The organism is Methanoculleus thermophilus, assembly GCF_001571405.1.
GTDB lineage: Archaea > Halobacteriota > Methanomicrobia > Methanomicrobiales > Methanoculleaceae > Methanoculleus > Methanoculleus thermophilus.
The window spans coordinates 149,017-173,388 of sequence record NZ_BCNX01000007.1; the positions used below are offsets into that span (position 1 = coordinate 149,017).

Sequence of the window (24,372 nt, forward strand, 5' to 3'; positions counted from 1 at the left end):
GGCCTGGGCAGTCTTTCCCGTCACTTTATCGGTGACCTCGAAACAGTCGCCGTCGCAGATCCGTATTTCTTTCGCGTCGGTGCTGTATGGCAGAGATCCATTCACTGCCATTAGTGATCTAGCGTATATCGTCTCAACATACGGCCTCCTATCCCCTAAAAGGCCGCAGATTGCAGAAACTGTTCAATTTCGTCCCTGAAGAAAGAGAAGTCTTCGATATGCTCTTTTAAGATCGAGAAGGCAAGTTCATCGTCGATTCTCCCGTAACGGTACGCCACAATGTTCCGGAATCCCTTCATTGCCTTCAGATTCTGCCGCGTTTCGGGTTTCAGCACCCCATGCTGCACGAGATTCTCAAGAATATCCTCATCAGTACCGGGGACTCCGAGATAGAGATCGGCGTTTAGGATGGCACAGATATCGAAGATGTTTTCGATGGCATACTCAGTCCGTTTGTAGATGCCGTCCTTTACGATGCCGAGCCGCCTGAATTCGTCAGCTGAATCAGGGAGGTGATCTTTGACCATATCGATACTCTCCGCCATCTCTTCAAGATTGATGCGGATTATGGTATCCCTGACCTCATTCGTCACACCATCGCCTCCTTGCCGATATAATCGTACAACCGATGTTTGAAGTCGTCGAAGTCACGGATCGTCCGGTACGCGACGTCGTAGACGAACCGCTCATCGGTGGAGTAGAGAACCCGTCCACGCAAGACCTCCATACGGACGTACAGCGGCAGGTGAGAGAAGATCTGGATGTCGTAGCGGTCGTCGGCGAGTTCAGAGAGCGCTGCAAGCCGAAACCGGGCGGCCTCCTCGCGGTCTCCGTCGTAATAGATGCAAAGATCGATATCGGAATCATCTCTCGCCCGCCCGGCGGCGACGGAGCCGTAGAGGATGATGAAGCGGACCTTCGTAAACCCCTCGATAGCCTTGAGCCGCTTGAGGGCATGCCGGACGAACTTTTCCATTGCTCTCACCCCGGGGCGGGCCCGGAAATCCTCCCTGTTCTAGAGAGGGATGCTCGTGCATTAACGTTTCCCAAACCGCTCTCCTCCGCAAGATCGCACTCCGGACAACCGCTCTCTCCAAGAGGATAGATACCGGGGTCCCGTGCTGGAGAGCGTCTGGCCGAACTCCTGCGCCGTGGTAGAGGACTTTGCGGCGTTGATGTCGGAGAAACGTCGGGCCGGGACTTCCTCTCAAACTCACGACCCCCGGCTGAGAAGACAATCATCATGGATTGTTTCATCGGGCTTTCTGCCCGCGTTCCCTCCCGTATCGTCCAGGTGATCGGATCAGGGACTGCGCTTGATGAGAGTTCCGACAACCTATCAGTGATAGGTAAGTAGCATTATCACAATTCAGGGATATATATCAGTGATAAGTTTAAATACATATCACTTTGAAGAGATACATATGACTCTGACAGACCGCTCCTCCGACGTCGTCGAGTTCATCCTGAATGCGCTTGACCTGCCGACCAGTCCGGAAATCCTCGATGTCGGCAACCTGTACGAAGTACTCGGCCAGGATTTCCCATTCCAGCCGGATATGATGCTCAAAGCGGGTGGCCGCCTCTACTTCATCGAAGTGGTATCGAGAGTAGCGTCGCTGGACACGATCGCAAGAATGCAACTTCTGCGGGAACTCTGGCGCCGAAAGGGCCAGGAGTTGCCGGAGCCGGTGTTGGTCATCGCCGCCAGGGCTATTCACCCCCGGGAAGAGCAATTAGCCGAAAAACTCGATATTCAGGTGATTCGTCTCCCATGGAAACCGGATCTACCTCTCAAACATGAGTACAAGCCATCGAAAAGCAGGCTCACCACCGAAAAATCCTGGAAAGTTGTATCCCGCCTGCTCAAAGAGAAGAGCACGTCCATCCGGCAGCTGGCACTACGGGAGGGTGTCTCTTACGGCTGGGCGCATAAGATCATCGGGGCGCTCATCGAGCAGGAGATCGTAGAGAGAAACGACAGTTACGTCCGGATCGTCGACGTAAAAAGACTCCTTAACGGTATTGCCTGGGAGCGGCCGATGAAGAACCTGCAGATAGCAGAAGTGCCGATAGACTTCAGCGAATCGATACCGGCAGCAAGGGATATTTCATACATGCTGGAGAGGCAGAAGATCCCGTTTGCCTTTACCGGTTACACCTCCGGCGGGCTTTACACCGGGTATGCTGTGCGCCAGGATGCAGTCAGTCTCTATCTTGAAGAGAAACATCTCGATCTCTTCGAGGAGTTCTTCAGTGGACCGTCTGGAGGCGGGATCCGGGCCTGGATTTATGCGCCGGACAGGGATGTATTTACCGATACCCGACAGATAGAGGGTATCACCATCGTATCCCCCGCTCAGACCCTGCTTGACCTCGCAGGACTTGGTTACAGCGTGATGGATCTGACGAAAGCCATGGTGGATAGGTATGCCGCCCTATAATCCAAACCAGGGTATCATCGAACGGTCGCTTGGTGAACTCAGGGTAATTGCAGAGTGGATCCATGCACGAGGAGAAGACCCGGACAACCCTGAGGTCATCCTCATCGGTGGTTGGGCGGTGGACGCATACAATCCCTATCTCGGTTCGGTAGACATCGATCTCGTAACGACAGGTCGTATCAGGCGTACCCTGATGCACTATCTTCGTTCAGATCATGACTTCATGCCGGAACGTCAGATGAACGTCACAAAGAGCGTCGCGAAGATGACGCCTGCAGGGAAGATAATTCTGGATTTCGCCACGCGGGAGGCTCAGCAACCATTCGAAGGCAAACCGGAAGTGCTCTTCACCTTCGAGATCCTTTCCGGGAACACGTCAAGGAGGCTGATACGAGGCGGGGTCGAGATGTCGATCCCGACGCGTGCCATGCTTGTAATCCTCAAGATGAAGGCCGTGTGGGATCGTTCTTACCGGCTCGAACATGGTCTGTCGCACGATGAAGTCTGGGAGGAGGGGAAATTGGTCAAGGATTATGCGGATATCCTTGCACTCATCGATCCGGTGCATGGGGGGCACGAACTTGATATTGAGTGTCTTGGTGAGCACCTTAACCGATATGACTTCCTGAGAGGTTGCATTGAACACCTTCCCCGGGTGAATGCGGCACACGAGCGATATGCGAGGATGGATAGGGCAGATGTCCGCCGCGTGTGCGAGGATTTACTCTCAATCCTCTGAAACAGGGGCACATGGGGCGGGCGGAATGAAGGGGTGAGCCTGACCGGGGAGATAACTGTCATGAATTGTTCTATCGGGCATACTCCTCAATCCGTTCCATCGACTCGAGGATATGAATACATTTCTGGAGGAATGTCGTTCTTCTCAAACTCTGAATATCCTACCCGTCGTTCTCCGCGTGATGCGGTATTCATTACCCATACACCGCGGCATCACGCGTTTACAGAACCGGGAGGCCAAGAACCCTCCGGCATCGTGACACCGTCCCGTACCCAAAAAAATCGCTCAACAAAACAGAGACGAAACAAAAAATTAGGGTTGGTTAGTTAGGGTTTAGTCCCGACGAAGGACCAGGAAGGCAACCGCACCAAGGCCGGCAAGAGCAACAAGTGCTCCGAATCCGGGGGACTGGGTGGGGGTTGGCTCAGTGGTCGCAGTTCCGGTCGGGGTGGTGGTCTCAGTGCCCGTCGGGGTGGTGGTCTCAGTGCCCGTCGGCGTCGGCGCGGTGCCCTCAACGATGTTGAAGGTCGTGCTTGTGGACGTCTGAGTCTCGATGGACTCGACCGTGACGGTGTACTGGTCGGGCCTGAAGGTGGTTCCGTCGACCTCGAAGGACCAGGTGTTCGCGGTCTCGCCCTGCTGGATGGTCACGGTGCCAGCGTCGCTCGAGAAGCCAGAGGTCTCACCGGCCGCACCGGGCTGGAACGCAGCGGAGGTCACTTCGACGATCAGCTCACCGCCAGCCGCGAGGTTGGTGGTACCGGTGATCGTGAACGTGCTTCCTGCGGACTGGTCACCGATCGGGTCGATCCGGATCCAGGCATCCTCGAGGAAGAAGGTCAGCTTCGTGTACTTGTCGTCGGAATACGGCGAGTTAAGGGCGTTGATAACCGCGTTTGCTGCAGCGGAAGCCGTCAGCTGCGTGAGGTCAACACTACCTGCAGATCCTGCTGCGGGTAAGCCGGGCCCGGTCAGGTACCGCCCGTTGGTGCCAACTGCGTAGCCACCGCTCATCGGGTGCTGGACGATGACAAAGTACTGGCCGGAAGAGAGCAACTCGGTGTTGTCGAGTTCGTACTCGAACGTACCGTCATCCTCAACACTGACGGTCTCGACATTTACGACCCTGCTGTTTGCAGCATCGCCGTAGAAGTTCTTGCCGAAGATCCAGATCTGGACATCATTTGTGCTGCCCTGTGCAGTTCCGGTGATCTTGATGTCATCACCGCTGGCAACAGTAGCGCCGCTCACGGTCGCGGTGACAAATCCGGGCCGGAGCTGGATGGTGGCCGTGGCATACTTGGCGCCGGAAAGGTTATTCCTGTCCCGGGGCTCCGAAACTGCGTAGATTGTGTAACCACCGGCTTCAAGAGCGCCGAGGTTGCCAGTATCCCAGTCATAGGACCAGGTGTCGTCCCCCTCAACATCCACTTCGAGAGGCTGCGCATTGTTCAGGCGCGTAAGGTTCTCAGGGTTGACACCCTCACTGCCGAGGTTCGGACCGGTCATGAAGAGGTAGACTGTGTCGCTCTCAGTGCAGGTACCGGAGAGTGTGATCTCCTCACCGACGTAGTAGGTGCCGGTTCCGGACGCGGTGATGGTAACCGAGCCTTCCTCAACCCTCACCTTGACGCTGTCAGTCTTGACGGCGACGCCCGACATTGCAGAGCCAGTCGAGTTAACAGGACCTGCGACTTCGATGGTGTAGGTCTTGGCATCAGTCGAGGAGTTGGTGGTGAATGCAACAGTCCGGGTTCCACCAGCAGTGGTCTTAAAGAGCCCGTGAGTCTCGTCGCCATAACCGCTCTGCCATCCAACCTGGTTCGGGACAAGCTTCGGCTGGGCCTTGCCGGTGGATGCAGAGGTTGTGATGTTCACCCAGTAGTACTTCTCGGACTCGCCGGTGATGGTCACGGAGAAGTCATTGCCGCGAACAACCGAATCCTTGTCAGCCTCAATGGCGACTGCCCCGGAGGTGACCTCGAAGGTCACGGAGTTGGAGTCCGTCAGATCGGCAGAGTCGCTGGACCAGACTGCCCGTGCAGTGTAGGTACCGGTTGGGAGATTGGCCACAGGGATAACAGGCGTCTCATTCCACTGCGCCTGACCGAGGTGTACCTTAAGGTCCTCGCCACCGAGTGTCGTCACCGTACCGCCGCTGGGTGTGGTGACGCGGACTTCAACGAGGTTGTAGTCCTTAGGCATGCCAGGGGTGTTAAGGCCTGCAAGGTTGTGGTCAATCCGGAACCGGATGTCGCTTGTCCGGGACACAGACTGGCCATCCACGGACGTGGTACCAGTGCTGCCCAGCAGGACGCGAAGGTTCATCGAGGGGTTCTCAATGAGAACTCTTCCGTCAGGGGCTATACCTGGGTCAGTGTAATCGGCACCGGCTTGGAAGGCCTGCCAGGTGGTCCCGGCTCCGGATCCAACTGCCGTTGCAGTCAGGTCGAAGCTGGTGATATCGGATACCTGAATGACCTGTACGACATTCCTGTCACTCAGGCTGCCGCTGAAACGAACTAAGTTTCCACTGCCACTGGCAGCACCGAAGACACTCGACAGGTCGAGGTTTTCTTCACCTACATAGATGGTGTCGCCGGAACTTATAGTCCGCGCTGCCGCAACCGGTGCAACGACCAGCGCAGCCGCGAGGATCATGGCAACGACCATCAGTTTTGTCATACTCTTCATACTATACCTCCATTGTGATGACATGAGGGAATGTGAACGCGAGGTACTCGACAGACGTCGAATACGGGTTCACCACGCTCTATACTCCGAATTACGGAATATGTCACAATATTTGTGGAACACTTAATATATCCTTTGTGGTCGACCGGGTACCTGGCGTCTCCAAAAGGCACCACAACGCTGGAAATCGTCCTGAATATGCCAGGATTCCGCTTCATTCCCGGATCATCGAGGTTCATGGTTATACGAGGATAAAAACCTTACTCCATAAAAATCAACGAGCGCCGGGCCCCGCCAGCACCCCAACCACCTCCGTTGGCGCCGGCTGGAGTAACCTGCCGCGCCCGGGGCGAGCGGCAGACTGCCTCCCCGGGCACCACCCTCGCCGCAGGCCCGCCGGTGGAGCATCTATATAGGAGACTTTTCTATCCCGGCCGGCCAACCACTCTCTATGCGGATCATTCGGGCCCCCACACTCGCACGGGCACACGAACTGGCAGTCAAGACCGTCCTCGAGAAGGGATGGGTGCTGGAGACCGAGAACGACGAAGCGACGGTCGAGTGCGAAGAACTCACGCTCGAGGTGGAGTCGCCGGAGACCGAGCCGATGGCAAGCCCCGCCTCCCGGTTCCAGAAGCGGTTCCTGGACGTTTACGTCGATAACCTCCTGCACGGCTCCGATGCAAAGTTCGAGTACGACTATCACCGGCGGCTCTTCGACTGGGGGGAAAGACTCACGACGGAGGGCGAGGACGTCCACGTCGACCAGATCGACTATATTGCCAGAAAGCTCGCCGCCGCCCCGAACTCCCGGCGGGCGGTCGCGGTCACCTGGAACCCGGTCGTCGACGAGAACCTCAATGACTGCCCCTGCCTGCAGCTCGTCCAGTGTCTGCTGCGGGACGGAAAACTCCAGATGAAGGTCGTCTTCCGGAGCAACGATATCCTCTCCGCCGCCGGGTCGAATATGTATGCGCTCGTGCACCTCCAGAAGGCGATCGCGGATCGACTCGGTGTCCCCTGCGGGCGCTACACCCACATCGCGCTCGTCCCCCACGTATACTACAGGCGGGATCTCAACGATATCGAGCCGTTCTGCAGATCCGGGACGGAGATCCGGCCTATCGCCGAGGTCTGCAGGGTGTGCGGGAAGTGCCCGCGGTCGTCCGAAGTACGCCGCTGAGCCGTCAGGTTAATTAGGAACTAAATATAACATTTTAGAGCGCAATTGTAGCAGCCCGGTAGTGTAGCGGTCAATCATGCGAGACTCTGGATCTCGCGACAGCAGTTCGAATCTGCTCCGGGCTATACTCGAGCTTTTTTCTGATTCTCAACCATACAGTAGATTATGCCTGATTACAACCTCGGCGGCACCGTCCGGCTCGATGATCCAAAGACCCTCGCCCGGCTCACCGCACTCTACGAAGAGGAGGCTATCCACCACGTCCAGGTCCAGGCAGTCCTGCTCCCCCAGCCCCTCTTTCGCGAGCACCTCGACCGGATCGCCGCCGCCGGCATCCCGGCCGTCATCCACGCTCCCCACCACGGCCACGGCGTCAACCCCTGTGCCCCGGCCGCCTACGACAACCGGCCAATCAAGGAGATCGAGGCGTACGTTGAGGAGGCGATGAGCCAGACGCTTGAAGCCGCCGACGTCCTTGGTGCGGAGACGATCGTCCTCCACGCCGGACGCTACGAGCCGGGCGCCGATGCAGCCGCGAGGGAGACCTTCGCCGGATTCCTCGACCGCCACTCCGATCCACGGTTTGCGCTCGAGAACCTCCCCGCGGTCTACGCCGGCTACCCCCTCCTCGGGAATACCGCCAAAGATCTCACAGCCCTTGCGGGCGAGACGATCACCCACTTCTGCCTCGACTTTCCCCACCTTGCCTGCACAACAAACTATCGCGGCCTCTCATTTACAGAGGAACTTGAGCGGTTCGATGCCCTTAACGTGACTCACCACCACCTCTCGAACATCCGCCGCGGCTCGATCACCGACGAACACCTCGAACTCGACCATCCCGAGGGCGGGCTCGATCTTAACGCCGTCGTCTCCCGGCTCCGACGGCACCCAGCCGTCCCGACGACGCTCGAGTATAAGGAGGACTCCCCGGAGGTTTATGCCCGGCAGGCGCGGGTCTTTGCCGGGCTCTGGGAGGGGCATGCCCGGGGCGGGAGAGATTAATATATAACTCTCTGCCAGCCCCTCCCTCACGCCAGAAGCGCCGCGATGATCCCCGTCAAAAAGATCCCATCAAACGTCCCCGCCCCCCCGATACTCGCCATCGGCGCCCCGAGGTCCGCAATACGGTGGAGGTTCAGGAGATCCGCCCCGATCAGGGTCCCAAGCGTCCCGCTCACGTAGGCGATGATCACCGACGAGCCCGGGACGCCGCCCGCAAAGACCGAGAGGATGAGCGCCGCAATGAGCGCCGCAAGCGGCGGGATGAAGAACGGGGTCGCGATCCCGAGGCCCGGCACCGGGCGGGCGACGAGTTTTGTCACGACCGTCACGACCCCGACCCCGACGAGGGCAAGCCCGAAGAGCAGGTAGCCGCCGCTGATTATGACCGAGTCGTAGAGCAGGTAGAGCGATATCAGGACAGGAATCACGGCACCGCCGACGTTGACCGCGAGGACCGTCCGCGACACCGGCTGCGGGATGCGGTAGAGCCGTCCGTACATGGCGACGTAGCGGTCGTAGACAGGCGAGGCCGGGCGGCTTGTGAGCGTCCGGATGGGGATATTGATGAAACTTCCGATGAGGATCAGGAAGAGTATGACGAGCGCCTGCCACCAGGAGAACCCGAGCCTCGTGAACGTCGCCCCGATCGCCGTCAGGAAGAGGATCGGAAAGACAACAATGGCAAGGATGAAGAGAACGAACAAACCGAAGAGAAGGAGGAGCATCACGGGGGAGAACGGGTTGAAGATGACTCGGTCCATGCCGAAAGGTCTCCTCCTCATCTATAATATAAGCTACTCCGGAAGCGAGCAGACGATCGCGGCGTGATCCTGGTGGTAGGGCTCGAGCCACCGGACATCCACGACGACAAGGTGCTTCTCAAGCCCGGCCCGGGCCTCCGCGAGCACCTCGGCCGGGTCACGCCGGACGTCCACGCTCCGGGTCTTGAGCATCAGGATGAGGTGCCCGCCGGGTTTGAGGAAGACGAGGTTCCGCTCCGCGATCTCGACCTGGTTTGGCTGCGCCACATCCTGGTAGACCAGGTCCACCCCCTCCATGAACGGCGCATACTCCTCCGGCCTCCCCGCGTCGGCCATGATCGGGACGATATTCTTCCTCCGGCGGGCCACCTCAAGGAGGTCCTGCATCGGCCGGGGGGCAAACTCCACCGCGTAGACGGTCTCGACGTAGTCGGCGACGTGCGAGACCGTGGTCCCGTTCGCCGCACCGAGGTAGAGCACCCGCATCTCAGGCATAAGGTCTATCCCGCCACCGAGGGCATAAAGCGCCGCAAACTTGCTCCGGTAGGGGTCCCAGACCCGGTAGCCATCGAGCGTTCGCTCCCCGTAGACCCCGCCCTCGCCGGGCGAGACGAGCACGTTCCCAAGCCAGATCATCTCACTACCCCCGCCTCGTCGATCCGTGCCTGGGCATCCTCGATGAACTCCGGCACCGCCTCTCCCCGGTAATAGTCAAGTCGAGCGGCGATGGCGAGCTTCGCCGCGAGCACCCGGGCCACCCGGCCCCGGACCTCTTTTGGCGCGTTGTGGACCCGTCGGTGCTGGAAGATGATCCCGTGCTTCGGCGGCGGCGACCCGCCCCGGAGGTGCGAAAAGAGCGCCCGCTCCGAGCCGAGGACCTGGATGGTGCTCCCCGGCATCCTTGCTAGCGCGGCAAGTCCCCCTGCACAGGAGAGGAGACGGGCCGCGACCAGCCCGCCGATGAGGGCGCTCGTGTTCGGCATAACCTCGTCGGCCCGGGCCGAGACCTCCCGCATCAGACGGCTCCGCGTCCCGGCGAGCCGTTCGATCTCGCCTGCGACGTCCGCTAGACCTCCCCCTGCACCTCTGCGAACGATCGCGAGCATCTTCTTTGCCGGGAGGGAGCGGTACTTCCGGGAGAACGAGGGATTCGTGACCTGGTACCACTCCGCGGCGCGTTCCTGGAGGAGGTTGATGACATTGTCGAGTTCGTCGAGCATCCGGACCATCTGGAGGAGCTCGACGTCGCGGGCCTGGTATGATTGGGCAATCTTTTGCCGGGCAAGGGTCGTAGTGACCGCACGGAGCAGGTTGATGTACTCCTCCCGCGTCCGGATGACCCCGCAGTCCCGGGCAACCTCCCACTCTATGGGGGCGTATGACTCCATACCGGTGCGGAGCGTGGCGGCCCGCTCTGCGAGCCTGGCTGGATCGGTGCCGGCGGGCCGGCACCCGCTCTCATCGACGTCTCCGAACCAGTAGCGCTGTAGCATAGTACCGTATTGGGGCTTGGTCGATATAAGAGCGTCAGGCGAGCCCGAATGAGTAGGCCATCACCGGGACCATGATCGCCCCCATGCAGTAGACCCGGCGGATGTTGACGAGGGCCGGGACGTAGCCGACGGCCGTAGCAAGTATGAGGACGAGCACCCCGAACGGGCCGCAGAGGAAGAAGGAAAGGAGGGCGACAAAGGCGATGACGCCGTAATTTAACTTTTTGACGCTCATGCCGGAGAACCACGCGGCCATCGAGGAGAGGCGGACCGTCAGGAGGTAGGCCCCGACTGCGGCTATCGCACCCGCAAGGAGGATCGCGGTCGCAGGCGGGATCTCTTCGAGCGCCCCGATCGCGGCCATCACGCCGCTCCGCGTCCGGGATATGGCGTAGAAGGCGGCAAGCCCGAGGAAAGCGTTCACGGTGTTTGCGGCGCTGGTCGCGAGGATGTACTCCCGGGGGTTTGTGTCGTAGCCGACGACCGAGGTGAGAAGGGCGTTAGCCGTGGCGTTCGAGAGGCCCGGGAGCCAGCCGACGAGGGCTCCGACAGCCGAGCCGAGGAGAGAGCCCCGCCGGAGCGCACCCGGCGGGAGATCGATCCCCGAGAAGTGCTGCACCGGCATCGCCCCGTGCGATGCCTGGAGGAGGACCGCGATCCCGAAAAGCCCCGAGAGGAGGGGCATCAGCACCCCGGACTCCCCGCCCGTCGACCAGGCGAGGAATGAGTAGCCGAGCGAGAAGAGTCCGAGAACCCCGGAGACCGAAAAGACCGCGAACGCCCAGCCGGGAGATTCGGAGACGACGATGAGGTAGCCCGCAACCGCGAGGATGACAAGACCAATCCCCCAGTCGATCGCCGGCTGGAGCGCCGGGAGGACGAGGACGAAGGCGAGCGCGAGCGGGAGGGAGAGGACGACACCAAGAGCGCTCCCGAGAGCCGATATCCGGACGGCCTCCTCACCCCGACCATCGAGGCAGAGGGCGTGCGCCGGGAGGACCGCAAGCGAGGTGTCGGCATCCGGGATGCCAAGGAAGGTGCCCGGGACGTTGTCGAGGAACGTATGCGCTACAAGCGTGGCAAACATCGCAGAGGCGATGAACACCGGGTCGAACCAGGCGAGCAGCAGCGCCTGGAGCGATAGGAGAAGACCCGCCACGGTGTTTGCATGGATCCCGGGTACAAGACCGCTCACGGCGCCGCAACCGATCCCGACCGCGGCCCCGAGCAGAATACTTATGAGCACACAAAATATCGGTCAGAGCGGTTGGGGATAAATCAACCGAATTGCATCGCCCGATACAGTCATATTCCACCGGGGCGAAGGTTGTAACGATGAAGATCGCCATCACCCGGCTCGAAGACAAGGCAGCGGGCGACCGCGCCCTCTGCGCTTCCTACGGTCACGACTGCTACACGGTCTCGCCCCTTCGGGCGGAACTGCGGCCCGAACGCGTCGCTTCATTCGTCGAGGCCGTCCACCGGGGCGAGTTCGACTGCCTCTTCTTCTCAAGCGCTCTTCCCGCCGCAATCGTCGGACCGAGGCTTGAGCGCTGGCCCCGGGTGATCGCAATCGGGCCGAAGACCGCCGAAGTCCTCAGGGAGGCCGGGATCGAGGCGGAGGTTCTCCCCTCGTTCTACTCCCGGGACTTCGTCCCCTACCTCGGCGACTGGCTCCGGGGCCGGACGATCGGGATCCCGCGGGCCGACGTCCCGAACCCGCGCCTCCTCGAGGCGATCACCGCAGCGGGAGGGAAGGTCAGGGAGGAGCGGGTCTATGCCCTCGTCCCCACAGGGACCGAACTTGCGCTTGATGACGCCGACGCAGTCCTCTTCACGAGCGCGATGTCCTACCGCGAGGCCCGGTGGCAGCCCCGCGACGACCTCCTCCTCCTCGCCATCGGCGAGATCACCGCCGATGCCATGCGGGCCGGCGGGCACCCCCCGGCGGTCGTCGGAGACGGATCGCTTGCAGGAACCCTTGAGACACTGAACCGCTACCTGGAGAGCCGGTGAGAGCGTTGAACGGAGAGGAAGAGATCATACCCGAATCCGGGATCGTCGTCATCGACAAACCCCGGGGGCCGAGCAGCCACCAGGTGACCGCCTGGGTCGGGGATATCCTCGGGCGGCGGGTCGGCCACGCCGGGACGCTCGACCCACAGGTCTCAGGCGTGCTCATCGTCATGTTCGGCAACGCCGTCCGGCTCGCCCCAGTCCTCCTCTCTCACAACAAGGAGTACGTCTGTCTGATGCGGCTCCATGGCGACGCGGACCGCAAGGACGTCGACCGGGTTGCGGCGGAGTTCGTCGGCCGGATCTACCAGCGGCCGCCCAAGAAGAGCGCAGTCAAGCGGAGCCTCCGGATCCGAAAGATCCATGAGCTCGAGATCCTCGATATGGAAGGCCGGCTCGTCCTCTTCCGGGTCAGGTGCGACGCCGGGACCTACATCCGGACGCTCTGCATCCATATGGGCTACGCCATAGGGACCTGCGGCCACATGGAAGAACTCCGGCGGATACGCTCGGGCCCGTTCGACGAGGCTGCCGCCGTCACGCTCCATGAACTCGCCGATGCCGCAGGAGAGGCCCGGGACGGCAACCCCGCACCCCTCCGGCGGATGATCCTACCACCGGAGGCCGCCGTCGCGGACCTCCCAAAAGTCGTCATCCGCGATACCGCGGTCGACGCCGTCTGCCGCGGCGCGATCCTCGCCGGGGTGGGGATCAGGGAGTTGGTGGGCGGGTTTGGGAAGGGCGAGACGGTCGCGATCATGACGCAGCGCGGCGAGCTCGTCGGGCTCGGGAAAGCCCTCGTCAGTTCTGCGAAGGTAAAACCCGGCTCCCCCGGATTTGTCATCGCCCCCTCCACCGTTCTGATGCGGCCCGGCACCTATCCGAGGGGCTGGAAGGTGCACGCAAGAGAGTGAGAGGGGCGTTCCAGGAGATATTATTAATAGAGTATCCCGCCAACTAATGATGCACATTCTGTGCTGAGGTAGTCTAGACCGGTAAGGCGCGGGCCTGGAAAGCCCGTGGGGCGTTGAGCCCCTCGGGAGTTCAAATCTCCCCCTCAGCGCTATTGTTTTTGTTACTGTTGTTGTAGTTTGCGTCCAGTGAGATCCCAGGCGGTATACCGGCGGGCTCCCGGGCGGCGAAGCTATCCGGTGGACAGAGGGTCCGGCCGCCTATACATCCTGGCGCAAGGAGAGAAACATCCGGGATCTCCACGTCAAAACGATATCCCGAGCATCATCAGAGCAAAGAGCACCAGGTCGTAGACAGTGTGCGTGATCGCCGATGTCGTGGTGTTCGCGTACTGCCGGATGTACGCGAAAGCGATCCCCGCCATAAAGACCGAGATGAGGCCGTCCCAGCTGTACTGAAACGCGTGGAGCGACGCAAAGAGGAGCGCCGGGATGAGGATGCCAAACCGGGGCTGGAGCAGGCCGCGGATACTCACTTCCTCGCCAAACCCCGCTGCTATGGACGCCGCGATGATCCCGGGCAGGGTGAGAGTGCCTGCAAAGAGGAGGTTGACGGCCTCCTCGTCGGTGACCGGAATGCCGAGCCAGCCCACCAGAGCGGCGAGCGCCGGGTCGATGAAGTGGAACGCGACCACGAGTAGAATTGCCGCACCGATGGCAAGAAGGATCTCCCTTCCCGTCGGCCGGACGAGCCCGAGCCGGTCCAGGGTCTCGGGGATGGTCCGGCGGACGCAAGCCCCGGCGATGAAGAACGAACCGATGAGCGTCCAGAAGAGGGTATATGCATTCAGCGTGACCGACTCCGCGAGGAGGTCCCCGGACTCGAACAGGAGATCGAGGATGGGCTGCGAGAGGAACGGCGGACCCCCGGAGACCAGGAGCGGGACCGGCGGGATGAGGATCATCGCAAGGATGACCACGAGCGCAACCGTATGAAGCAGCGAGTCCGGGTCGAACGGGAGGTACCCCGCAAGCCATACCCGGAACCGGCGTGAGAGGCCGACGAGGCTTACGCTCCCTGCCGCAAGGACGCCGAGGAGAAGGAGAGCCACCTCTGCAGCCAGGCCGAGATCGACCGCATCGATATCGGGTTCATCGGCTTCGAGCACATCCGCCGGGACGATCGCGAGGATTCCAAAACCGGCCGCAGCGAGCGCAAACCCCCCGATGATGAGGAGGAGCCAGAGGACCGCAATCCACCGGAACGCAGGGTGCCGGATCCTCGCGAGATAGACAAGCATCGCGAGGATGACAAAGACTGATACATCGAGCGCTGCGGCAAGAAACGAGCCCACCTCCCCGCCGACTCCCCCGAAGGCCGCAATCAGGGTGAGGAGGCCGAAGAAGATGATCAGCAGTTCCGGGGCGTGGCGGCGGCAGGGTTCTAGCGACATGGGATCCTCGGTAAGTCTGGTACCCTTTGGGTCGGGAGCAGAAGAACGTAGCGTTCACCGCCAATGCAGCCGCCCTATAAGGATCCAGATTAAAACTCCCACGATGGCAAGGAAGACCGCCTGCGAAAGAAAGATCGCCGGCAACGGCAACGAACCAAGGAGAGCAGCGCCCGCGAACGGTCCGGCCGCAAGACCCACGGAGTAGAAGGTGTTGTAGATACCATAAGCAGCGCCCTGCGAGCCGTGATCGCGATAGATGCCGGAGAGGATCGGCATCACCGGAACCAGGGCGCAGCTCAGAAAGACCCCCAGTACGAAGACGGCGGCGACGGTGAGCATGAGGGCAGGAGCCTGTACGGCGGCGAGGATCGCAACCCCGGAGAAGGAGAGTCCTCCGCCGATGAGGTAGCGGCTCCCCCCATACCGGTCGTAGATTCTTCCTGCGACCGGCTGGGCGAGGATGGTCGCGACCGCGAGCACCGCAAAGACAAGCCCGATCATCGCCGGGGATGCTGCAAATGTGTCATGCAGGTAGACCGGCAGGTAAGGGTCGATGACGCCGTAGGTCCAGGAGGCGGCAACGATCGCGGCGGCACAGGCGGCCAGCGGAAGGAGGGCACCCGACGGCAGCATCGGTGAGCGGTCCTGTCTGCAGGTCGGCACCGGGATAGCCAAGACTACGAGGCCGACGACGGCGGCGAGGAGCGCCGGGACGAGGAAGGTCGCGGTGTAGCCCAGGTACTCGAAGAGCAGCCCGCCGACGACCGGCCCGACGATCGTCCCGAACCCGACGGCCGAAAGAGCGATACCCATCCTCTCCCCGAGCCTCGCCGGGTCGCAGGTATCGGCAAGGAGTGCAAGCCCGGCAGACCAGGTGGCTGCGGCCGATATCCCCTGAACAGTCCGGGCGATGAAGAGATGCGTTATCGTCGTCGAAAACCCGAAGAGTGCCGTCGCGAGGGCGAGGAGGAGCATCCCGACGACGATGAGGGGGCGGCGCCCCACCCGATCGGAGAGGAGGCCCATTGGAATGGAGAAGAGGAGGAGCATGGCGGCGTAGGTCCCAAAGACCATCCCGATGACCGATTCGTCCACCCCGAAACGGGGTGCGTATTGTGGAAAGATCGGGATAAGAAGGCCGTAGATCATCATATCCATGAAGATGACGAGCACGACCAGCACGAGAATGACGTCCGGCGATGCGGCAATGCGGTGTAGCAGATCCCTGGCAGTCACGGTCTTTCCTCTCCACGCGGCTGCCGCCGTCGGTGTGGCGCCGCTCCCCTCCCACCGTTAGGTAGGTACCGTCAGCGTATATCGATAGCAGAAAAGGTTTTTCGCCGGAGCCCCTTCACATGGGTTCCCGGTAGTACGCGAGCTCGCGGGCGTAGGGCCGGAACGCCTCAACGAGCGCCGCTGCTTCCTCATCGGGAAGGGGGCCCTTCCGTGCGGCGGCAGCAAGCGCCTGAACCTCGAGAGGCGTCGAGCACCCGACGATTGCGACGGTGATGTCCTGGGCGAGGGCGTAGCGGACGAGGATCTCCGCCGTCACCCCCGCATCGGAGGAGAGGTAGTGCGATCCTCCAAGCACCTTCATCCCGATGACCGCGACCCCCTGCTCCCGTGCGGCCGGGAGGGTTGACGAGAGGAACCCGCCGGGTGCGCCCTCGACAGGGTTGACCGGCATCATCACGGCGTCAATCGGCCAGGCCTCCACCGCATGCGAGAGGACGTCGGGGTCGTGGTGCCCCGTCACCCCGATGTACCGGACGATGCCGGAATCCCTCGCCTCGATGAACGCCTCAAGGGCGCCGTCAGAACCCTCGAGATCCCTGATATCGGTAAATGTTCTGACATCGTGGATCTGCCAGAGGTCGAGGGTCTCGATCTTCATCCTCTGGAGGGTCATCTGGAGATCCATCTCTGCATCGGCGTGCTGCCGGCTTGCCGACTTGCTGGCTAAAAAGACCCGTTCTCTGAGATCCGGGCGGCTCCCCCAGACCTCCCCGTAGTAGTCTTCGCTCCCCGCATAGACCCTCGCCGAGTCGAAGTAGGTGATCCCCTGATTGAGAGCCTCGGTGATGACGGCCTTTGCCTCCGCATGCCGTCCGTAGGTCCGGAGAACCCCCTCTCCCCCGAGCCCCACCCGGGTGACCTCCTGCCCGGTCCTTCCGAACCGGCGCTTCATGAGCCCCTCCATGGGCTATCCTATCCGGTCTTTGCGATATAAAACCTTCACCGAGGAACCAAAGAGTTATCCGTCCGGTATCCTACCAGGAGCCGGAGGTATCCATATGCCGAAAATAGTCTGGTTCAACATCCCTGCCGGCGATACCGGCAGGGCGCGGACGTTTTATGAGGACGTCTTCGCCTGGAGGATAAGACCGTTTCCCGGAATGGAGCAGGAGGGGTATCTCGAGATCGAGACCGGAGGGGTAGGCGGCGAGATCATTCCCCGGGCCCACGCCGGCGAGCCGCTAACGGTCTTCATCGGGGTCCCCTCCGTCGAGGAATACGCAGCCCGGGTCCAGAAGGCGGGAGGAAGGGTCGTGATCCCAAAGAGGGCGGTTCCAGGGAGAGGCTACTTCGTCATCTGCGAGGATACCGAGCAGAACCGGCTGGGCCTCTGGGAAAGCGACCCAACGGCAGCGTAAGTGGGTATCGGCCGGACTCGGGGCAGTTCACACCAGAACATGCTTTCACCAGCCATCGATCCCGGGGAGAGGGGGTGTTCCATCGGAGAGCGGGCAGCATAATGATGGATCGTCAATACGGTCTGACAGCCCGGGGGTAAAGGAACGGACTCTTCTCGTGCGGCATAATACCTAAAAGGCTCTCTGCATCAACCCAACGTTACTGCGGGAAGACGACGCACACCAACGAGGTTTTTACGCCCCGAATTTTCGTTTTCAGAGGGAGGATAAAGTTTATTTACGCCAAGCAACATCGTCCACCGCATGAAGAAAGTGTTTGGTATCCTTGCCCTCATGGTGATCGCGAGCATCATGATCGCAGGATGTGTACAGCCAGCGGGTAACGAGACGGTGACCCCCGGCGCTACGCCGGGACTTACCGAGACACCGATCGAAACAGTAACGACACCGATAGAGACCGAGACACCCGCAGGAACAGTAACGACACCGATAGAGACCGAGACTCCTGCCGGAACAGTGACGACACCGATGGGGACTGAGACACCCGCAGGAACAGTGACGACACCTGTCGGGGGTGAGACCCCGACGACGACTTCCGCCGCGAATGTAACAGAGACACCGCCGGCACCGCCGGCGGCTGCCGTCGCTGATGAGATCGTCTCCATCACCGACAGCGGGTTTAGCCCGAGCTCGATCACCGTACCCACGGGGACCACGGTAGGCTGGATCAATGAAGGTACGGTAAACCAGACCGTCACAGCAACGACCGATTCAACTGGCTTCTTTGACTCCGGGCTGCTTCAGCCGGGTAACTCGTTCGCCCACAACTTCAGGGCCACAGGGAACTACACCTACACTTCACAGACATCAGGAGCGACAGGAGAGGTCATAGTCGTCCCCAGTACCGCCTCCTAAACCCTCTTTTTTGTGCAGAGCACTCTACGCCCGCCGGTATGCCACGGCCGCTCGGACCAACCGTTCAGCAAAGCCTTCCGGGAAGTAGGCGTGGGTGTACTGTCCGACCGCGTTCTGCACGGAAAGGCCGTCACGGCCGTTGTCGATTCCCCGGCCGCGGAGGAGTTCGACGGCGAACCGTGCATCGGGAGCGCAATCGAGACGCGAGTAGTGAAATTCGTGGCCCCGGAACGAGGAGCCCGGTGCAAGCACCGGTGCCCCGCCGACCACCCGGGCCTCCACGTAGCCAAGCCCCTGGATGCGTTTCGTCATCGCGGCCGACGCCGGGAGGACGCCCGCCATCGGGAAATCACCCTCATCGGTCGTAAGCCGCTCGGTGAGGTAGATGAGCCCCCCGCACTCCGCGTAGACCGGCATGCCGTCGCCGACCGCCCGCCGCACGTCCTCACGGCACCGGGAGGCCGCAAGCGCCCCGGCGTGGAGTTCCGGGTAGCCTCCCCCGAGGTAGAGAGCGTCCACGTCCGGGAGCCGATCCGTCAGAGGTGAGAAGAAGACCAGGTCCGCCCCGGCCCTCACGAGCCGGTCGAGGTTGTCGCGGTAGTAGAAACAGAACGCCGCGTCATTGGCGACGCCGATACGGACACCTGCATCCGGTCGGGTGGGGACATCCGGAGGCACCGGAAGGGGCGGGGCCGACCGGGCGAGGTCCAGGATCCCGGAGAGATCGCACGTCTCCTCCACCACCGCACCGAACCGTGCCATCGCCTCGGTCTCGGCCGCCATCGCAAGCCCGAGGTGCCGGCTTTCGACCGCAAGATCCCTTCTCCGCGGGATCCCGCCGTAGATCGGGAGGCTCTTCGTCTCTTCGATCATGGCAAGATGGCGGGGGCTCCCGATCCGATTAAGGATGATTCCGGCGACCCGGACAGCCGGATCGAACCCCGCGTAGCCCTGGGCCATGGCGTGGACGCTCCGCGACGCACCCCCTGCATCGACCACGAGAATGACCGGGGCGTCGAGGATCTTTGCGACGTGCGCCGTGCTCGCGGTATCGGTCCCCTCAAGCCCGTCGAAGAGCCCCATCGCACCCTCGACGACGGCGATATCCGCCCCGGCGGAGGCACGGACGAACGTCTCCCGTACTCCCGCCTCTCCCATCATATAGGGATCGAGGTTGCGGGACGTCCGGCCGCAGATGGCCGAGTGATGCGTGGGATCGATGAAATCCGGGCCCACTTTGAAGGGCTGGACGGCGAGCCCACGGGCGGTGAGCGCCGCCATCAGGCCGCTTGCAAGCGTGGTCTTGCCGCAGCCGCTGTGGGTTCCCGCGATGACGATTCGTGGAATCGGGCGCATAGCGTTCCAGTACTCATCAATACCGCAGAAGATAAATATGAGGGAGAATAACCAGCATATATCAAAATATTTTTAGTTATAACAAATTAATTTGATTGCACCGCCAGGAGGGCGGTCGGGTGATCATCATGCACATCATGGAAGGATTCTTACCAAGCCCCTGGTGGGAGATCTGGTTCCTCGTCTCCCTGCCCTTCATCGTCATCGGACTGTACCAACTCGACAGGCTCGTCAAAGAGAAACGAGAAGCCCTGCCGCTTCTTGCGGTCGCAGGCGCATTCGTCTTCGTCCTCTCCTCGCTCAAACTCCCCTCGTTCAACGGGAGTTGCTCCCATCCCACGGGGACGGGGCTTGGCGGCATCCTCTTTGGCCCCTGCATCGCCGCCGTCCTCGGCCTGATCGTCCTCATCTTCCAGGCGGTCTTCCTCGCCCACGGCGGGATCACCACCCTCGGGGCGAACGTCTTCTCGATGGGGATCGCGGGGCCCGCCGTCGCCTACCTCATCTATAAAGCCGGGACCCGGGCGGGTGCAAACACCTACGCGACGGTCTTCCTTGCCGCTGCCCTTGCCGACCTCGTTACGTACGTCGTCACCTCCATCCAGCTTGCGCTCGCATTTCCCGCAGCCACCGGGTTTTTTGAGGCGTTCTCGGCCTTCGCCGCGATCTTTGCCGTCACCCAGGTCCCGCTCGCCATCGTGGAAGGAGCGGTGATTGCACTCGTCTTCAAGTATATCGTCCAGCTCAAACCCGAGATCCTCACCCGCCTAAACCTCCTATCCGAAAGCACCGTCAAGAAACTCCAGGAGGCCGCCGCATGAAGTATCGTATGGAGATCGCGGTCGCCGCAATCATCATCATCTTTGCCGCGGTCTTTCTCGTTCAGGACGCCGCGATCCGGGCCTCCGGAGAGGAGGCCTGGGGCGGGGCAGACGGCGAGGCCGCCGCCCTCATCGAGGCTTCAGGCTACGAGCCCTGGACGGAGTCCTCCTGGGTGCCCCCGAGCGGTGAGATAGAGTCGCTCCTCTTTGCCCTCCAGGCCGCCATCGGTGCCGTGATCATCGGCTACATATTCGGCTACTGGCATGGCAGCAGGAAAACCGCCTGATTTTTTGACGGACCGGTCAACTCGGTAAGGGGACGGGACTACCGTGCACAATATCCTCGATGACTATGCTCAGACAAACGGTCTGCGGCAGATAAACCCGGGGCTTAAACTCTTCATCGGAATTGCGAGCATCCTCCTCTGCGTCTCGTCCCCAGGACCCGTCGCCCCTCTCTTCGTCTCAGCCTCGATGAGCGCTGCGATCCTAGTCCTGGCAAAGATTCCGGTCCGGTTCTACACCCGGCTCCTCCTCATCCCGGTCTCGTTTGCGGCAATGAGCATCGCCGTGATCCTCTTCATCACCCCAGGAGGAGACGTCCTCCTCGAGGTCCCCGGTCTTCCCCTCACGATCACGGCCGGGGGGGCAAACCTCGCCGCCCTCCTCCTCGCCCGGGTCTTCGGGGGGATGTGCTCGCTCTTCTTCATCGCGCTCACGACCCCGATGGCCGAGATTCTCGAGATCCTCCAGCGACTCCGGGTGCCCGCCGTCTTTGTCGATCTTACCATGCTCACCTACCGGTTCATCTTCATCCTCATCGAAGAGGCGGGCCAGATCTATCGTGCGCAGGTGATGCGCCTCGGTTACGGCCGGTTCCGGGAATCGATCCAGTCGTTTGGGATGCTTGCCGGAGCCCTCTTCCTCCGCACCTGGGAGAGCGGCGAAGCCCTGATCCTCGCGATGGACGCACGCTGCTACGACGGCAGGCTCACCCTCCCCGGTGAACCCCGATCCATCTCCGCCACAGCGGTTGCGGCCGCCCTCCTCTATCTCCTGGCCGCCCTCGGAATCCTGCTCTCTACCGGAGGTCTGACACTCATATGACGACACCACTGCTTGAGACCAAGAACGTCACCTACGCCTACCCAAACGGTCCTGCCGCCCTCGCCGGGGTGAGCATCAAGATCGCCGCCGGCTCGAAGACCGCCCTCGTCGGGCCGAACGGCGCCGGGAAATCGACGCTCCTCCTGATGCTCAACGGCATGATCCGACCCGATTCGGGAGAGGTCCGCTTTGGCGGCCGACCGATTGCATACGATAACCAAAGTCTCCGGGAACTGCGCCGCCGGGTCGGATTCGTCTTCCAGAACCCCGACGTCCAGATAATCGCCCCGACCGTTGAGGCGGACGTGGCCTTCGGGCCGGTGAACCTCGGTCTTTCCCCCGACGCCGTCCGGCGGGCGGTCCGGGACGCCCTCGGCTATGTCGGGCTCCAGGGTTACGAGAAGCGGCCTCCCCACCACATCTCCGGCGGGGAGAAGAAGCGCGTCGCCATCGCCGGTATCCTCGCGATGGAGCCGGCGGTCCTCGTCTTCGACGAACCGACGAACACCCTCGACCCCGCGAGCTCTGAGGAGGTGATGGAGCTCCTCGACGAACTCGCCTCCAGCGGCCGGACGGTGCTCGTATCGACGCACGACGTCGAGCTCGCCTACCGCTGGGCCGACTCGGTCATCCTCATGGCGCATGGCAGGGTCCTTGCCCGTGGGCCGCCGGAAGAGGTCTTCTCGGACCACGCCCTCCTTGCCACCGCCCGCCTAAAACCACCAGCCCTGCTCGACCTCTACAACGAGCTTGGGCTACGGCGCATCATCGACCGCGACGTCCCGCCTAAGAGCGTGCTTGAGTTCACCGACCGGATCGAGCGGGTGCTGCACGGCCACGTCCCGGCACGGAACGGGACCGGGACGATCTACCTCTGCAACGCCGACCGGACCGGCGGCGACGAGGTTCGGGCGCTCCTGGAGCGCGGAGAGGTCGATCACGTCGGGGCAATGGGCACACGCGCAAAGGAGTTCGCGAACCGAGAGCGGATCATCCTCGATTACACCTACGGTGTCATCGACAAGTGCATCCTAAAGGCGCTCATCGGCGAGAACTCGCTCATCATCACCACCGGGGGTATGGTCGAGCATGTCCACCGCCGGATCGGGGAGTACGGCGCCGAGAGCGGACGCAAACTCATCGTGACACCGGTGCAAGAGACGTTGACCCCGGTACCCGACCGCGAGAGGATACCGGAATAATCGGGGCGGTAATTGTCCCGGAGTGAGCTTATGGTCCGGGCAGACTGGTTTGTCCCCTGACCATCATCAACGTTCGGGCGAAGATTAATCCGATACCGGTACCTGTGGATATCTTATGATGGTCGAGGAGGTGCTGCACAGGATATCGGAGCAGGCAAAACGGAAACGGATGAGCCTGCCCGACCATAAGACAAAGATCGTCTGTACCATCGGGCCCGCATCCCGTTCCCGGGAGGTGCTCGTCCGGATGATCCAGGCCGGCATGGACGTCGCCCGGCTCAACCTCTCCCACGGATCGTTCGACGAGCACCGGGAGACCATCCGCAACATCCGGGCCGCCGCGGATGATGCCGGGCTCCCGGTCACGATCCTGATCGATCTGCCCGGACCCAAGATCCGGATCGGCGATCTTGCGATCGAGCCGCTGGAACTCCACAAAGGCGAGGTCGTCACCCTCACCACCGCCCCGGCGGCCGGCGATCCCACACGGATCCCTGTCGAGTTCGAGCAGTTTCCGCAGCTGGTCTCGGAAGGGAGCATCATCTACCTCAGCGACGGGTTCCTCCAACTCCGGGTCAATGAGGTCGCGGGATCGGACGTCCGGGCAACGGTGATCGTCGGCGGCCCCCTCCTCTCGCGCAAGGGGATGAGCATCGTGGGCGGCGGAGGAGTCCTCGCAGTCAGCGCCCTGACCGACCGCGACCGAGAGTGCATCGATTTCGGGCTTGGAGAAGGGCTCGATACGTTCAGTATATCCTTCATCGAGCGGCCGGAGGACATCCTGAGAGCCAGAGAGCATGCGGCCCGGTCCGGGAAGACCATCAAGGTGATCTCAAAGATCGAACGGCAGGAGGCGCTCGCAAACATCGACGGGATCCTCCGGGAGACCGACGGCGTCATGATTGCCCGCGGCGACCTCGGGGTCCAGATCCCCATTGAGGAGGTTCCTGCGGTGCAGAAACGGATCATCCAGAAGGCCAATATCCTCGGCCGGCCGGTGATCACCGCCACCCAGATGCTGATGTCGATGACCGACAACATCCGGCCGACACGAGCGGAGGTGACCGATGTCGCAAACGCCATTCTCGATGGGACGGATGCCGTCATGCTCTCCGAAGAGACGTCCATCGGGAAGTACCCGGTCGAGACGGTCGCGATGATGGCAAAGATTGCCCGTTCGACCGAGGAGAAACGCTCGAGTATCGGGCCGGGGTGCAACCTGCTCGGCTATTTCCGGCAGGGAAAAGGCCGGGAGAAGATCACCGTCAACGATGTCGTCTCGTTAAACGTCATCGAGGCACTGGACGCTCTCAATATCCGGTTCGTGCTGACGCCCACCCGCTCGGGGATCACGCCGAGGAATATCTCCCGGTTCAAGCCTGAAGCCTGGGTCCTCGCGTTCACCCGGAACCCGAGCACAGCCAAGTTTCTGGCGTTCTCCTACGGGGTCAGGCCGTTCCTGATCCGGAGCGAGAAGGAATACTGGCACGGAGCGATCCTGGACGCGATCCGGGACTGGGGCCTGATCGAACCCGGCGAGCGCGTGGTGCTGACCGAAGGGGTCTCCCCGGGGCGTGAGGGCACGGACTCGCTCATCATCCTGACCGTTGATTAAAG

At 61.7% G+C, this 24,372-nt stretch carries 24 protein-coding genes and 2 tRNA genes; 15 read left to right on the forward strand and 11 right to left on the reverse strand.

The features are described 5' to 3' along the window. Positions 1-155: 155 nt before the first annotated feature. Both hepT and mntA read right to left on the reverse strand, forming a co-directional pair. On the reverse strand, positions 156-593 hold the full coding sequence (hepT, locus tag MCUTH_RS06590) for a type VII toxin-antitoxin system HepT family RNase toxin (protein ID WP_224732769.1): 438 nt from the start codon (positions 591-593) through the stop codon (positions 156-158). Further along, positions 590-976, reverse strand: a complete 387-nt coding sequence (gene mntA / locus MCUTH_RS06595) for a type VII toxin-antitoxin system MntA family adenylyltransferase antitoxin (protein WP_066957341.1) — start codon at positions 974-976, stop codon at positions 590-592. Before mntA ends, hepT begins: the two co-directional genes overlap by 4 nt. A gap of 448 nt (positions 977-1,424) precedes the next feature. Between mntA and MCUTH_RS06600 the strand changes: the two genes are divergently transcribed. Together MCUTH_RS06600 and MCUTH_RS06605 are read left to right on the forward strand one after the other, a co-directional pair. Further along, positions 1,425-2,444, forward strand: a complete 1,020-nt coding sequence (locus tag MCUTH_RS06600) for a hypothetical protein (protein ID WP_066957343.1) — start codon at positions 1,425-1,427, stop codon at positions 2,442-2,444. Further along, entirely contained in the window at positions 2,431-3,183 is a 753-nt protein-coding gene (locus tag MCUTH_RS06605) for a hypothetical protein (protein ID WP_066957345.1), read from the forward strand. The genes MCUTH_RS06600 and MCUTH_RS06605 overlap by 14 nt, the downstream gene beginning before the upstream one ends. A 333-nt stretch (positions 3,184-3,516) precedes the next feature. Here MCUTH_RS06605 and MCUTH_RS06610 read toward each other — a convergent pair whose 3' ends face one another. Beyond that, a complete protein-coding gene (locus tag MCUTH_RS06610) occupies positions 3,517-5,877 on the reverse strand; it encodes an MEMAR_RS02690 family S-layer glycoprotein (RefSeq protein WP_066957347.1) in 2,361 nt (786 codons plus the stop codon). Between the two features lie 451 nt (positions 5,878-6,328). On the opposite strand from MCUTH_RS06610, the gene MCUTH_RS06615 reads away from it, so the two are divergent. From MCUTH_RS06615 to MCUTH_RS06625, 3 genes are all read left to right on the forward strand, one after another. Next, on the forward strand, positions 6,329-7,060 hold the full coding sequence (locus MCUTH_RS06615; protein ID WP_066957349.1) for a thymidylate synthase: 732 nt from the start codon (positions 6,329-6,331) through the stop codon (positions 7,058-7,060). Between the two features lie 52 nt (positions 7,061-7,112). After that, a tRNA-Gln gene (locus MCUTH_RS06620) sits at positions 7,113-7,185 on the forward strand. Positions 7,186-7,225: 40 nt separating this feature from the next. After that, positions 7,226-8,065, forward strand: a complete 840-nt coding sequence (locus tag MCUTH_RS06625) for a TIM barrel protein (protein WP_066957351.1) — start codon at positions 7,226-7,228, stop codon at positions 8,063-8,065. A 26-nt stretch (positions 8,066-8,091) separates the two neighbouring features. Here MCUTH_RS06625 and MCUTH_RS06630 read toward each other — a convergent pair whose 3' ends face one another. From MCUTH_RS06630 to MCUTH_RS06645, 4 genes are read right to left on the reverse strand one after another with little or no spacing between them, the layout of a single operon-like run. Further along, the gene (locus MCUTH_RS06630) at positions 8,092-8,826 is read right to left on the reverse strand and encodes a DUF1614 domain-containing protein (RefSeq protein WP_066957353.1); all 735 of its coding nucleotides are present in this window, start codon (positions 8,824-8,826) and stop codon (positions 8,092-8,094) included. A gap of 33 nt (positions 8,827-8,859) precedes the next feature. Then, complete coding sequence (locus tag MCUTH_RS06635; RefSeq protein ID WP_066957355.1) at positions 8,860-9,462, reverse strand: fibrillarin-like rRNA/tRNA 2'-O-methyltransferase; 603 nt, start codon at positions 9,460-9,462, stop codon at positions 8,860-8,862. Continuing rightward, entirely contained in the window at positions 9,459-10,319 is an 861-nt protein-coding gene (locus MCUTH_RS06640; RefSeq protein WP_066957358.1) for an NOP5/NOP56 family protein, read from the reverse strand. The genes MCUTH_RS06635 and MCUTH_RS06640 overlap by 4 nt, the downstream gene beginning before the upstream one ends. Before the next feature lie 34 nt (positions 10,320-10,353). Then, positions 10,354-11,565, reverse strand: a complete 1,212-nt coding sequence (locus tag MCUTH_RS06645; RefSeq protein WP_066957359.1) for a tripartite tricarboxylate transporter permease — start codon at positions 11,563-11,565, stop codon at positions 10,354-10,356. A gap of 89 nt (positions 11,566-11,654) precedes the next feature. Between MCUTH_RS06645 and MCUTH_RS06650 the strand changes: the two genes are divergently transcribed. The 3 genes from MCUTH_RS06650 to MCUTH_RS06660 all read left to right on the forward strand — a co-directional run bounded on the left by MCUTH_RS06650 (position 11,655) and on the right by MCUTH_RS06660 (position 13,398). Continuing rightward, positions 11,655-12,335 carry a uroporphyrinogen-III synthase gene (locus MCUTH_RS06650; protein WP_066957361.1) on the forward strand — a complete coding sequence of 227 codons (681 nt, stop codon included), beginning with the start codon at positions 11,655-11,657 and terminating at the stop codon, positions 12,333-12,335. Between the two features lie 5 nt (positions 12,336-12,340). Continuing rightward, on the forward strand, positions 12,341-13,249 hold the full coding sequence (locus MCUTH_RS06655; protein ID WP_066957363.1) for an RNA-guided pseudouridylation complex pseudouridine synthase subunit Cbf5: 909 nt from the start codon (positions 12,341-12,343) through the stop codon (positions 13,247-13,249). Between the two features lie 62 nt (positions 13,250-13,311). Then, a tRNA-Ser gene (locus MCUTH_RS06660) sits at positions 13,312-13,398 on the forward strand. A gap of 153 nt (positions 13,399-13,551) precedes the next feature. Here MCUTH_RS06660 and MCUTH_RS06665 read toward each other — a convergent pair. From MCUTH_RS06665 to MCUTH_RS06675, 3 genes are all read right to left on the reverse strand, one after another. After that, the gene (locus tag MCUTH_RS06665) at positions 13,552-14,700 is read right to left on the reverse strand and encodes a CPBP family intramembrane glutamic endopeptidase (RefSeq protein ID WP_066957365.1); all 1,149 of its coding nucleotides are present in this window, start codon (positions 14,698-14,700) and stop codon (positions 13,552-13,554) included. Between the two features lie 54 nt (positions 14,701-14,754). Beyond that, positions 14,755-15,936, reverse strand: coding sequence for an MFS transporter (locus MCUTH_RS06670; RefSeq protein WP_066957367.1), 1,182 nt, complete (start codon positions 15,934-15,936; stop codon positions 14,755-14,757). Positions 15,937-16,051: 115 nt separating this feature from the next. Next, on the reverse strand, positions 16,052-16,900 hold the full coding sequence (locus MCUTH_RS06675) for an aldo/keto reductase (protein ID WP_066957369.1): 849 nt from the start codon (positions 16,898-16,900) through the stop codon (positions 16,052-16,054). Between the two features lie 94 nt (positions 16,901-16,994). Between MCUTH_RS06675 and MCUTH_RS06680 the strand changes: the two genes are divergently transcribed. Beyond that, positions 16,995-17,354, forward strand: a complete 360-nt coding sequence (locus tag MCUTH_RS06680; RefSeq protein WP_066957371.1) for a VOC family protein — start codon at positions 16,995-16,997, stop codon at positions 17,352-17,354. Positions 17,355-17,657: 303 nt separating this feature from the next. Then, positions 17,658-18,269, forward strand: a complete 612-nt coding sequence (locus tag MCUTH_RS06685; protein WP_224732768.1) for a cupredoxin domain-containing protein — start codon at positions 17,658-17,660, stop codon at positions 18,267-18,269. Between the two features lie 24 nt (positions 18,270-18,293). Here the strand turns inward: MCUTH_RS06685 and MCUTH_RS06690 are convergent, their stop codons facing one another. Then, positions 18,294-19,625 carry a cobyrinate a,c-diamide synthase gene (locus MCUTH_RS06690; RefSeq protein ID WP_066957373.1) on the reverse strand — a complete coding sequence of 444 codons (1,332 nt, stop codon included), beginning with the start codon at positions 19,623-19,625 and terminating at the stop codon, positions 18,294-18,296. A 128-nt stretch (positions 19,626-19,753) separates the two neighbouring features. Here MCUTH_RS06690 and MCUTH_RS06695 point away from each other — a divergent pair, with 128 nt between their 5' ends. The 5 genes from MCUTH_RS06695 (at position 19,754) to pyk (ending at position 24,370) form a co-directional block, all read left to right on the forward strand. Beyond that, on the forward strand, positions 19,754-20,446 hold the full coding sequence (locus tag MCUTH_RS06695; protein WP_066957732.1) for an energy-coupling factor ABC transporter permease: 693 nt from the start codon (positions 19,754-19,756) through the stop codon (positions 20,444-20,446). Beyond that, positions 20,443-20,733 (forward strand): energy-coupling factor ABC transporter substrate-binding protein, encoded by a 291-nt coding sequence (locus tag MCUTH_RS06700; protein WP_066957375.1) that lies wholly within the window; start codon positions 20,443-20,445, stop codon positions 20,731-20,733. Before MCUTH_RS06695 ends, MCUTH_RS06700 begins: the two co-directional genes overlap by 4 nt. A gap of 43 nt (positions 20,734-20,776) precedes the next feature. Beyond that, on the forward strand, positions 20,777-21,553 hold the full coding sequence (cbiQ, locus tag MCUTH_RS06705; protein WP_066957377.1) for a cobalt ECF transporter T component CbiQ: 777 nt from the start codon (positions 20,777-20,779) through the stop codon (positions 21,551-21,553). After that, a complete protein-coding gene (locus MCUTH_RS06710) occupies positions 21,550-22,755 on the forward strand; it encodes an energy-coupling factor ABC transporter ATP-binding protein (protein WP_066957378.1) in 1,206 nt (401 codons plus the stop codon). The genes cbiQ and MCUTH_RS06710 overlap by 4 nt, the downstream gene beginning before the upstream one ends. Positions 22,756-22,870: 115 nt before the next feature. Then, positions 22,871-24,370 (forward strand): pyruvate kinase, encoded by a 1,500-nt coding sequence (gene pyk / locus MCUTH_RS06715; protein ID WP_191092826.1) that lies wholly within the window; start codon positions 22,871-22,873, stop codon positions 24,368-24,370. Positions 24,371-24,372: the final 2 nt, after the last annotated feature.